Source organism: Pseudomonas sp. S09G 359 (genome assembly GCF_002843605.1).
Taxonomy (GTDB): domain Bacteria; phylum Pseudomonadota; class Gammaproteobacteria; order Pseudomonadales; family Pseudomonadaceae; genus Aquipseudomonas.
This window is the reverse complement of sequence record NZ_CP025263.1, coordinates 1975362-1986107: the sequence shown is the minus strand read 5'-3', so window position 1 is coordinate 1986107 and position 10746 is coordinate 1975362. Positions and strand designations below refer to the sequence as shown.

Sequence of the window (10746 nt, the reverse complement as noted above, 5' to 3'; positions counted from 1 at the left end):
TGAACTACTGCTATCGGGAGCAAGTCGAATCGTCGCACCGCCCCTCCCACATTTATATCTGTATGTGTCCCTACATCGGCGGTGTGACGCCGTCTTTGCCTGCAGAGATGGCCTGCGCCGTCACCGTCCCATCCGCCGCCTGCGCCGCAAACAGCACCACCTTCACTCCCGGCTTGAGCAAACTGCGATCGCCCGGCTCCAGGTTGACGATGGGCACATCGTCCGGCACTACGATCTTCTGCTCGCCGCCTTTGTATTTGACGGTCAGGGTTCGCCCGTTGCTGACCACCAGGTCGCCGACGGTGCCGTTGGTCATGCTGCTGCCTTCTTTCAAGTCAAACGCCCGATGCCCATCGCCCGTGCCGGCCATGGCGGGGGGGAATACGTGCACTTCGAGGGCGGTCAAGGTGCCGTCGGCGTTGGGCATGGCCGCAGAGCCGATGTAGCTGCCGGGCTTGATCTCATCGATCTTGGCCAGGGTCACGGCGCGTACCTGGGTGTCTTTGGTCAGGTGCACGGTGACGTCTTCGCCACTGTTGACCTTGACGTGCAGGGCGTCGCCGTCGACGGCGGTGATAGCGCCGCGCACACCGACGCGCGGTGCATCGGCGGCCTGGGCGTTGGCCAGGCCTATGGCCATGGCTGCGGCAAGGGTCGAGGCCATGAGCATCTTGTTCAACGTGATCTTCATCGCAATGGATTTCCTGTTTCGGCAGTTGTGTCTGAATGTATCATTGGCGTTCGCGCAGAAAGTTAACGATTCACTCATCATTACCGGGCATGAGTGTTATCACTGCCAGCGGCCTACCCGGGCTACGGTGTTGTCTTTAGGCTCGCCCCACTTTCCTTCGCATTTATGAGAACACCATGAACGCTGATTCCCACGCTACAACCACCATGACCCGGAGCATGGTGATGCTGTTTGCGTTTTGCTGCGGCGCCATCGTCGCCAACATCTACTACGCGCAGCCGATCATCGAACTGATCGCGCCGGACATCGGCCTTACGCCGGCAATGGCCAGCCTGATCGTGTCCCTCACGCAAATCGGTTACGCCCTGGGCCTGTTCTTCCTGGTGCCCCTGGGCGACCTGCTGGAAAACCGCAAACTGATGATTACCACCACCGTGGTAGCCATCGCCAGCCTACTGGGTGCAGCGTTTACCGAGCAGCCGAATTTGTTCCTGCTTGTGTCATTGCTGATCGGTTTCAGTTCCGTCTCGGTGCAAATTCTGATCCCGCTGGCCGCACACCTGGCCCCCGCCGAATCCCGTGGCCGCGTAGTCGGCAGCATCATGGGCGGCCTGCTGCTGGGTATTCTGCTGGCACGGCCGGTGTCCAGCGTGGTGGCTGACCACTTCGGCTGGCGAGCGATGTTCATGGCAGCTGCCGCGCTGATGGCGTTTATCAGCGTGGTACTGATGTTGACCATTCCCAAGCGCCAACCCGACCACAGTGCCAGCTACGGCCAACTGTTGCGTTCCCTCGGCACCCTGCTGCGCCGGCAACCGGTTCTGCGCCAACGCGCGTTCTATCAAGGCGGCATGTTCGCCACCTTCAGCCTGTTCTGGACGGCTGCGCCCCTGGAGCTGGCGCGCAATCACGGCCTGAGCCAAAGCGAGATCGCGCTGTTTGCGCTGGTGGGTGCCCTCGGCGCCATCGCCGCGCCCATTGCCGGCCGCCTGGCCGATGCCGGTCACACCTACCGCGCTTCGCTGCTGGCCATGCTGTTCGCAGCCCTCAGCTTTCTGCCGGCCTTCGTACACCCGCTGTACAGCGTGATCGGCCTGGCAGTGACCGGCGTGGTCCTGGACTTCTGCGTGCAGATGAACATGGTCCTCGGCCAGCGTGCCATCTACGCCCTCGACGCCAACAGCCGCAGCCGTCTGAACGCGCTGTACATGACCAGCATCTTCATCGGCGGCGCCTTCGGCTCGGCCATTGCCAGCAGCGTGTACGAACACGGCGGCTGGCTGGGCGTGATGCTGGTGGGCAGCGCGTTCCCACTGGTGGCGCTGTTGCGGTTCCTGAGTGCACCCCGTGAAGCCAGGGTAGCGACTGCCTGATCCCCTCAGGAGCGCACCAACTTCTCCAAAGCCGCGTCCGCCAGAAATGACGAGCGGCTTTTGACCTTGTGCTCTCGCACATAACGGTCGATGCGCTGGATGACATAACCGGGCAAGGTCACGTTGACCTTCTCGGTCTTGCCCAGATAAGGCGAGATGTCCAGCTCCAACATGCCCCAGCCCATTCCGGCATAGTCTTCGTGAGCGTGATGAGTGGCCACCGAGGTGGGCATCGGAATCGGCCCACCCTCTGCAGCAATCTCTTGCAGCATGATGTGCGCGACCTCCACGGCAGCGTTGTAGGCCTCTTCAAAACTGTCCCCGGCGGTGACTGCGCCTGGGATGTCGGGGATCTGGATACCGGTAGCGGTGAAATCATCGCCCCATTCGATACAGATTGGGTATTGCATGCATGCTCTCCTTAAAACTGAAACAGCCCGGCGCGTTTCCTGATGCTTCTGACGGCCTTTTTTGGATGCGGCACCGGGATCGTGTACGGGCTATAGCGGTGAGTAAAAATATGATGACTGCCCGTTACCCGATCCAGCACCCAACCCGCCTCTTGCAGCTCCTTGATCAATAGCCTGCTCTGCACTCCAGCCTCGTGGCTTGGCCCGAATAAACGTAACCCTAGAGTTATCTTTACTCAAGCACAGATTGGCCGATCCCGACTGTCGGCTGTTTTACCGAATGTTGAACGGCCAGGGCAGCGTGATCCGTTACGCCGCGGTCAACCCCGATTACACTTAACCCCCAGAACCCTCGGCAATGCTCGACGCCCTCACCCGATAAACCCAAGGACACCCGATGGACCGCCTCACCGCCATGGAAACCTTCGTCCACGTCGTCGAAACCGGCTCGTTCTCGGCCGCCGCCAAACGCTTGGGGATTGGCCAACCTGCCGTGTCCAAGAGCATTGCGCAGTTGGAGGCGCGCCTGGGGGTACGCTTAGTGATGCGCTCCACGCGGGGCCTGACGCCCACCGAGGCGGGCCTGGCGTTTTTCGACAAGGCCAGGCGCGCCATCGATGAAGCCAACGAGGCCGATGACGCCGCCCGTGGCGCCGGCGCGGGGCTGTCGGGCAACCTGCGCATCAGCGCGGCGGTGACCTTCGCGCGCATGCACATCATTCCGCACCTGGGGCCGTTCCTTGCGCAGTACCCCGGTATCAATGTGGACGTGGTACTGGATGACCGCGTGCGCAATCTGGTGGAAGAAGGCATCGATGTCGCCCTGCGCATGGGCAACCTGGATGATTCAAGCCTAACGGCGCGCAAGATCGGCGAATCGCCCTGCGTGATCCTCGGCACCCCGGCGTATTTCGCACGGTTCGGCGAACCCGCCACCCCGGCGGATCTGCTGCAACACCAGGCAATCATCTATACCCGTGGCGAAGGCTCGCACTGGACCTTCACCCAAGGCGACACACACTACTCCCTCGTCGCCCACGGCCGCCTGCGCGTCACCGCCGCCGAGGGCGTGCGCGCCGGCGTGCTGAGTCATTTGGGGCTGACGTTGTCGTCCACCTGGATGTTCGCGCCGGAACTGGCCAGCGGCGAGGTCAAGACCGTGCTGACCGATTGGACACTGCCGCCCCGGGATTTATGGGCCGTGTTTCCCACCGGGAGGATGGCGAGCGCCAAGGCGCGGGCGTTTGTGGAGTATGTGGAACACCTGTTGGCTCAATGAAGACCCAATGTGGGAGCGGGCTTGCTCGCGAAGGCGGTGTGCCAGTCAATGCATAGTTGACTGATAGACCGCATTCGCGAGCAAGCCCGCTCCCACCTTTTGGATTCGCGGCGCTTAGATAACCCGCCCATCCCAGCCCACCGACACATGCCGCGGCAACTCGCGCCGATGCGCCAGCAACCATGCATCCAGCGTATGCCCCACATGGGTCAGCACGCCCAGTTGCGCACCGGTTTGCTCAATGCTGTGTAACGCCAGGGTCAGGTCGTTGTGGTTGCGCGGGGCTTGCGGCTGCGGCGGCATCGAGCAGTCGAGCACCAGCACGTCGGGCGGTTCACGTTGGAGCCAGGCCAGTGTGGCCGGCGGCAGCCCAACGGTGTCGGTGAGGTAGGCGATGCGCCGACCTTCGCCTTCCAGCAGGTAACCCAAGGTCAGCTTGGAATGCTGCAACGGCAATGCGGTGACGCTCAGCTCGCCAAACCGTCGGGTTTCGAACTCAGCGAACGGCTGGCTGAAATCGAGAATGCCAGGATGTTTGTAGAGGTCGGACAGGCCCTCCGGGTCTGCCGGGCCATGCACCGGAATCACCAGCCCCTGGCCCCAGCGCAGGTGCAGCAGGCCTTGCGCATGATCGGCGTGGTAATGGGTCTGGAAAATCCCGTTGAAGCTGCGCGGCGGAAAACGTTCGGTGAGGTCGGGCAGGCCGCTGTCGATCAACCAGCGCTGGTCGCCGCATTCGATCAGCGCGCTGCAGGGGCGGCGGCGCAAGGCTGGGTCAGTGCGCGCCAACCCGCATGCGGCACAGTCGCAGCCATACACCGGGACTTGCCGCGCGTCACCGGTGCCGAGCAGCGTCAGGCGCATGCCGAGTGCCCGTGGTCGAGGCAGCACAGCAGGCGCTCGACGGTGTTTTCCAAGGGGCCGGAATTGTCCAGTACGAACAAGCCCACGCCATTGCCGGCAATCAGTTCGGCGGTGAAACGTGCATTGCGCGCCAGGCGCGCTTCGATATCCGCCAGGGATTCACGCCCCCGGGCGATCAGACGCTGGCGCAACACGGCTTGATCCACCGTCAGCAACAGCACCAGCACATCCGGATAGCGCTCGCGGGTATGCGCCAGGTGCGCACGCGAACCGTTGACCAGCACGTCGTCCCCCGCCGCCAGCCAGTCGTCGATTTCTCCGGGAATGCCGTAGGACAACCCATTCGCCTGCCAGCTGAGGGCAAACGCACCCTCGGCTTGCAGCGCGGCGAACTGCTCCGGGCTCACCCCTTGGGCCGCTTCACCTACGGCTTCCGCCGAGCGGGTGATCACGCGGCGCACAATGCGGCAGCCGCGCTCGGCCAAACGCGGGCGTGCGGCATCCAGCAGGCTGTCCTTGCCCGAACCGGATGGCCCGATGAGATAGATCAACCTGCCCGCCATCAAAACACCCTCTTCGCCTGTCGCCAGACTTGTTGCACTACAGGAAGCCCTTCGCGGCTGCGGGCTTGCACCAGATCCGCACGCAGGCCGATGGCAATTTCACCGCGATCATCGAGACCCGCCGCTTGCGCAGGCGCCAGGCTGATCATCTTGACCGCTCGCGACAGGTCGCCGCCGTCCTGTTGATCTGCCAGCACAAACGCGGCCTGCAACAGGCTGGCCGGGTAGTAGTCACTGGAAAGTATATCCAGCAAGCCCTCGGCAGCCAGGCCGGCGGCGGCCACATTACCCGAGTGTGACCCACCGCGCACCACGTTCGGCGCGCCCATCAATACTTTCATGTTCAGTGCCTGGCAGCCCTTGGCGGCTTCCAGGGTGGTGGGGAATTCGGCGATGGTCATGCCGTAGCGCGCCGATTCCTCCACGTGGGCCAGGGTCGCGTCGTCATGGCTGGCCACCGACAGGCCACGCGCCAGGCAATGCTCGACAATGGCCGCGCGGTAGCGGTCGCTGTACTCCCGGGAGTTGGCCATTTGCAGCACGATAAACGCGTCCATGGTTTCGTCGTTGAGGTGGTACTTGCCCATGTAGTACTCACGGTACTTGGATTCAAGCACGAACTGGCGCTGGCCCGGCGAATGGTCCATCACCGACACCAGCCGCACCAGCGGGTTTTCCACCAGGTCGCGGAACACGCTGAGGGTGTCCGGGTGGCACAGCTCGCAGCGCAGGTGCAGGTGGTGCTCGGCGCGTGTCAGGCCGGCGCCTTCGGCCTGGGCGATGGCATCGAGCATCGCCGGCAGCTTTTTCATGCGGTTGCCCTTGGGGTTCACATCGCCGATGGACACCGCGTCGAACACCGTGGTGATGCCGGCCGCGATGATCTGCGCATCGTGGCTGAGCACTGCCGAGGTCGACGGCCAGTCCACGCCCGGGCGCGGGGTCATGTGTTTTTCCAGGTTGTCGGTGTGCAGTTCCACCAGCCCCGGCAACAGGAAGTCCGCACCCAGGTCCTGGGCCTGGGGCAACTGGCTGCGGCCTTCGGCGAGGTCGACGATCTGGCCGTCGCGCAACACCACCGTGCCCAGGAACATGCGCTCGGCCGTGACGATCTGGGCATTACTGAGGATCTGTTCAGCGGGCATCGGCGTATTCCTCTGGGGCGACGGGTGCGGGGGTCATGTCGAAATGGCGGTCGGCGACCGCTTCACGGGCGACGCGGTCGTGGAAGATGCCTATCAGCGCGGCGCCGGCGGCCTTGGCTTCGTTCATCAGTTCCAGCACCACCTGGCGGTTGTTGTCGTCCAGGGACGCGGTCGGTTCGTCCAGCAGCAGCACCGGCCACTCCACCATAAAGCCGCGGGCGATGTTGACGCGCTGTTGCTCGCCACCGGAGAAAGTACCGGGCGCCAGTTGCCACAGGCGCTTGGGGATATTCAGGCGGGTCAGCAGGTGCTCGGCGCGGGACTGCGCGTTGGCCTTGGACCAGCCACGGGCCAGGGCGGGCTCCATCACCACGTCCAGGCAGGCCACACGCGGGATCACCCGCAGGAACTGGCTGACATAGCCCAGCGTCTGCTGGCGCACCTGCAAGATGTCGCGCGGCTCGGCACCGACCAGCTCCAGCCACTCACCGGCGTGGCGCACGCGGATGCTGCCACCGGCCGGCAGGTAGTTGCCATACAGGGTGCGCAGCAAGGTGCTTTTGCCCGCGCCGGACTCGCCGTGCAACACCAGGCACTCGCCAGCCTGCACACTGAACGCCACAGCGCGCAACACGTTAAGCACTACGCCGTTCTGCTGGTGCAGGGTGAAGGTTTTCGAGAGGTCACGGACCTCGATCAAGGCATTCATCATGGCTGCAATACCGAAGACACCAGCAGTTGAGAGTAAGGGTGCTGTGGATCGTCGAGGATCTGGTCGGTGAGCCCGGTTTCCACCACCCGCGAGCGGCGCATCACCATCAAGCGGTCGGCCAACAGGCGGGCCACGGCCAGGTCATGGGTGACGATCACCACGGCCAAGTCCAGCTCGCGCACCAGGCCGCGCAGCAGGTCGAGCAGGCGCGCCTGCACCGACACGTCGAGGCCGCCGGTGGGTTCGTCCATGAACACCAGGCGCGGGCTTGAGACCAGGTTGCGGGCGATCTGCAGGCGCTGCTGCATGCCGCCGGAGAAGGTGCGCGGCAAGTCATCGATGCGCTGCGGGTCGATCTCCACCTGGCCCAGCCAGTCGAGACCGGCGCCGCGCAGTTGCGCATAGTTGCGCACGCCTTGGGCCATCAGGCGCTCGCCAATGTTGGCGCCGGCCGACACGCCCATGCGCAGGCCGTCGCGGGGGTTCTGTTCGACAAAGCCCCACTCGGTGCGCAACAAGGTGCGGCGCTCGGCCTCACTGGCGCTGTACAAATCCAGCCATTCACCGTCCTTGCTGCGGTAGCCGATGCTTCCCGCCTGGGGTGGTAAACGCCCGCTCAACAACGACAGCAAGGTGGATTTGCCCGAGCCGGACTCGCCGACAATCCCCAGCACTTCGCCGGGGTACAAATCGAAGCTCACGCCCTGGCAGCCCTTCTCCGGGCCGTACAACAGCGACAGGTCACGCACTTGCAATAACGGCTGGCTCACTGGGTGTTCTCCTTGACGCGTTGCGCGCAGTACCAGGTGTCCGAGCAGACAAAACTCTGGGTGCCGGCGTCGTCGAGAATCAGCTCATCGAGGAACGATTCATGGCTGCCGCAAATGGCACAGTTGTGTTCCCACTGCTGGACTTCGAACGGGTGGTCTTCAAAGTCCAGGCTGGTGACCTGGGTGTACGGCGGCACCGCGTACAGGCGCTTTTCGCGGCCGGCGCCGAACAGCATCAGCGCCGGGCTCATGTCGAGTTTGGGGTTGTCGAATTTGGGGATCGGCGACGGGTCCATCACGTACCGCTCATCGACCATCACCGGGTAGGCGTAGCTGGTGGCGATGTGGCCGAAGGTGGCGATGTCTTCATAGAGCTTCACGTGCATCACCCCGTAATCGTTGAGGGCGTGCATGGTGCGCGTCTCGGTTTCCGACGGTTCGATAAAACGCAGCGGCTCGGGGATCGGCACCTGGTAGACCATGATCTGCCCGGCTTGCAGCGGGGTTTCGGGGATGCGGTGGCGGGTCTGGATCACCGTGGCATCGGGCGTGGCTTCGGTGGTGGCGACGCCGGCGGTACGGGCAAAAAAGCGCCGGATAGAGACGGCGTTGGTGGTGTCATCCGCGCCCTGGTCGATCACTTTGAGCACGTCATCGTCGCCGAGGATTGCGGCGGTCAGTTGCATGCCGCCGGTGCCCCAACCGTAAGGCAGTGGCATCTCGCGGCCACCGAACGGCACCTGGTAACCGGGGATCGCCACGGCCTTGAGCAAGGCGCGGCGGATCATGCGTTTGGTCTGCTCGTCGAGGTAGGCGAAGTTGTAGGCCGTGTCATTCATGGCGGGAGCCCTCGGCCGGTTGGCGCAGTTTGCGGATCAGTTCCAGTTCGGACTGGAAGTCCACGTAGTGAGGCAATTTGAGGTGCGAGACAAAACCCGCCGCCTCGACGTTGTCGCAGTGGGCCAGCACAAATTCTTCGCGCTGGGCCGGCGAGACGACTTCTTCGTTGTATTCCTCGGCACGCAGCGAGCGGTCCACCAGGGCCATGCCCATGGCCTTGCGCTCGGCATGCCCGAACGCCAGGCCATAACCCCGGGTGAACTGCGCCGGCTCGGTGGCCGAGCCGACGAACTGGTTGACCATCTCGCACTCGGTGACTTCGATGCTGCCCAGGCAGATGGGGAAACCCAGCTCTTCGGGGTCGATCCACACGTCCACCTCGCCGATACGAATCTCACCGGCAAATGGATGGTTGCGGCCGTAGCCGCGCTGGGTCGAATAGCCCAACGCCAACAGGAAACCTTCATCGCCACGGGCCAGGGCTTGCAGGCGCTCGGCACGGCTGGCGGGGTATTCCAGCGGGTCGCGGGTAATGTCGGCGACGCTGGCGTTGTCGTCGCTCTCGTGCTTGATCAAGCCTTCTTTGGCAAGCAAGCCGAGCACGCGCGGGCAGGCGTCGATGCGCGCCTCCGGGTGGGTCTGCGGGCCTGGGTAGTCGCCCTCGGCGAGCAGCGAGAAATCCAGCAGGCGGTGGGTGTAGTCGAAGGTCGGGCCGAGCAGTTGGCCGCCGGGTACGTCCTTGAAGGTGGCGGACAAACGCCGGCTCAACGACATGCTTGAAGTGTCAATCGGCAGGCTCGGGCTGAAGCGCGGCAGCGTGGTGCGGTAGGCGCGCAACAGGAAGATCGCCTCCACCAGGTCCCCCGCCGCTTGCTTGATCGCGAGGGCGGCGAGCTCTTCATCGAACAGCGAGCCTTCGGTCATCACCCGCGCGACCGCCAACGGCAGTTGCTCGCGGATCTGCGTCACGCTCAGTTCGGGAATTGCCGTATTGCCCCGGCGTTTTTTCGCCAGCAGGCGGTGGGCATTATCGATGGCCTGTTCGCCACCTTTGACGGCTACGTACATCAGGCGTGCTCCTCTGCAATGCGGCTGCTGCGCGGCAGGCCGATCAGGTGATGACCGGCGGCGAACAGCACGTCGAGGCCACGGGGGAAAGCTTCGCGGCGCTGGCGTTCCTGCCAGAAGGCTTGCGGTACCGGCAGTTGCACGCGGCGCTGGTGTTTGATCCCCGGGCCGTACCAGTGCAAACCGCGCCCGGCTTCCAGGTCGGTGAGCTGCACGAGCAAGGTGCAGGACTGGTCCGGGTAACGGTCATTGCCGTGGTCGAAGCCACCGAGGTCGAGCAGGTCCTGTTCACCCAGCAGCGCGAACACGGCGTCTTCGCGCTTAGCCGTGAGCGGGCAGCCGCAGTGGAAGGCCAGGTTGGCGCGGATCAGCGGCGTGTCGAAGCTCGGCGCCAGCCACAGCGGCGTGTCCACATCCAGCAGGGCCAGGCACAGGGCGTAGGTGGCGGGCGCCAGGCCATCGAGGCGCGGCGCCGAGGGCAGGTGCTGGATCAGGCCCGGCTCGGCCAGGGCCTTGAGCGCACTGCGAAAACCGCGCTGGGCGTCCAGCACCGGGTCGACGAAGGCCGGTTGCAACAGGTGAGCGTTCATCAGTTTTCTCCTCGCACCAGGGTGAAGAACTCCACCTTGGTGGCCGCCGTGTCGGCTTGTTTTTGCGCGCGGCGCTGGGCCTGGGCGTCCGCCAGCGCAGTGATCAAGTCGCTGAGCCAGATGCTCGGCTGGCTGCCTTGCAGGTGGGCGTCGGCCAGGGCCGCCAGCTCGGCGTGGAGCTTGTCGCGCCCGGCGAGATAGCTGTAGCCGGTGCGGCCATCGGCCAGGCGCACCACGCAGCGGGTCACGCTCATTTCGCCGACGTTGAAGGCAGCGCCATCGCCGCCCATGCGGCCGCGCACCAGGGTCATGCCGATTTCCGGAGCGCGGATCAGTTGGTATTGCGCGTCCTTCAAAGCGGCTGCGTGAGGTTGCAATTCATTGAGCTGGGCGCGGGCTAATACGCCGATCCAATGTTGTCGCGGGGACAGGCTCATCGTG

14 protein-coding genes are annotated in these 10746 nt (G+C 64.2%); 2 read left to right on the top strand and 12 right to left on the bottom strand.

What is annotated here, in order from left to right; all coding sequences use genetic code 11:
• Positions 1–70 precede the first annotated feature (70 nt).
• Complete coding sequence (locus CXQ82_RS09090) at positions 71–691, bottom strand: DUF5666 domain-containing protein (protein WP_101268085.1); 621 nt, start codon at positions 689–691, stop codon at positions 71–73.
• 176 nt (positions 692–867) lie between these two features.
• Here CXQ82_RS09090 and CXQ82_RS09085 point away from each other — a divergent pair, with 176 nt between their 5' ends.
• Positions 868–2064, top strand: a complete 1197-nt coding sequence (locus CXQ82_RS09085) for an MFS transporter (protein ID WP_101268083.1) — start codon at positions 868–870, stop codon at positions 2062–2064.
• 5 nt (positions 2065–2069) lie between these two features.
• Here CXQ82_RS09085 and CXQ82_RS09080 read toward each other — a convergent pair whose 3' ends face one another.
• Positions 2070–2474 carry a type II toxin-antitoxin system HicB family antitoxin gene (locus CXQ82_RS09080; RefSeq protein ID WP_101268080.1) on the bottom strand — a complete coding sequence of 135 codons (405 nt, stop codon included), beginning with the start codon at positions 2472–2474 and terminating at the stop codon, positions 2070–2072.
• Positions 2475–2485: 11 nt separating this feature from the next.
• Entirely contained in the window at positions 2486–2659 is a 174-nt protein-coding gene (locus tag CXQ82_RS09075) for a type II toxin-antitoxin system HicA family toxin (protein WP_101268077.1), read from the bottom strand.
• Positions 2660–2871: 212 nt separating this feature from the next.
• On the opposite strand from CXQ82_RS09075, the gene CXQ82_RS09070 reads away from it, so the two are divergent.
• Positions 2872–3753, top strand: a complete 882-nt coding sequence (locus tag CXQ82_RS09070) for a LysR family transcriptional regulator (RefSeq protein WP_101268075.1) — start codon at positions 2872–2874, stop codon at positions 3751–3753.
• A 114-nt stretch (positions 3754–3867) separates the two neighbouring features.
• Here CXQ82_RS09070 and phnP read toward each other — a convergent pair whose 3' ends face one another.
• From phnP to phnG, 9 genes are read right to left on the bottom strand one after another with little or no spacing between them, the layout of a single operon-like run.
• On the bottom strand, positions 3868–4617 hold the full coding sequence (gene phnP, locus CXQ82_RS09065; protein ID WP_101268073.1) for a phosphonate metabolism protein PhnP: 750 nt from the start codon (positions 4615–4617) through the stop codon (positions 3868–3870).
• Positions 4608–5180 carry a phosphonate metabolism protein/1,5-bisphosphokinase (PRPP-forming) PhnN gene (gene phnN / locus CXQ82_RS09060; RefSeq protein WP_101268071.1) on the bottom strand — a complete coding sequence of 191 codons (573 nt, stop codon included), beginning with the start codon at positions 5178–5180 and terminating at the stop codon, positions 4608–4610. Before phnN ends, phnP begins: the two co-directional genes overlap by 10 nt.
• Complete coding sequence (locus tag CXQ82_RS09055) at positions 5180–6325, bottom strand: alpha-D-ribose 1-methylphosphonate 5-triphosphate diphosphatase (protein ID WP_101268069.1); 1146 nt, start codon at positions 6323–6325, stop codon at positions 5180–5182. Before CXQ82_RS09055 ends, phnN begins: the two co-directional genes overlap by 1 nt.
• Positions 6315–7034 (bottom strand): phosphonate C-P lyase system protein PhnL, encoded by a 720-nt coding sequence (gene phnL, locus CXQ82_RS09050; protein ID WP_101268067.1) that lies wholly within the window; start codon positions 7032–7034, stop codon positions 6315–6317. The genes CXQ82_RS09055 and phnL overlap by 11 nt, the downstream gene beginning before the upstream one ends.
• Positions 7034–7843 (bottom strand): phosphonate C-P lyase system protein PhnK, encoded by an 810-nt coding sequence (phnK, locus tag CXQ82_RS09045; protein ID WP_164445019.1) that lies wholly within the window; start codon positions 7841–7843, stop codon positions 7034–7036. Before phnK ends, phnL begins: the two co-directional genes overlap by 1 nt.
• The gene (locus CXQ82_RS09040) at positions 7804–8646 is read right to left on the bottom strand and encodes an alpha-D-ribose 1-methylphosphonate 5-phosphate C-P-lyase PhnJ (protein WP_101268063.1); all 843 of its coding nucleotides are present in this window, start codon (positions 8644–8646) and stop codon (positions 7804–7806) included. Before CXQ82_RS09040 ends, phnK begins: the two co-directional genes overlap by 40 nt.
• Positions 8639–9715: a carbon-phosphorus lyase complex subunit PhnI gene (locus CXQ82_RS09035; protein WP_101268061.1), complete on the bottom strand. Its 1077-nt coding sequence runs from the start codon at positions 9713–9715 to the stop codon at positions 8639–8641. Before CXQ82_RS09035 ends, CXQ82_RS09040 begins: the two co-directional genes overlap by 8 nt.
• Entirely contained in the window at positions 9715–10305 is a 591-nt protein-coding gene (phnH, locus tag CXQ82_RS09030) for a phosphonate C-P lyase system protein PhnH (protein WP_101268059.1), read from the bottom strand. The genes CXQ82_RS09035 and phnH overlap by 1 nt, the downstream gene beginning before the upstream one ends.
• Positions 10305–10742, bottom strand: coding sequence for a phosphonate C-P lyase system protein PhnG (gene phnG, locus CXQ82_RS09025; protein WP_101268058.1), 438 nt, complete (start codon positions 10740–10742; stop codon positions 10305–10307). The genes phnH and phnG overlap by 1 nt, the downstream gene beginning before the upstream one ends.
• Positions 10743–10746: the final 4 nt, after the last annotated feature.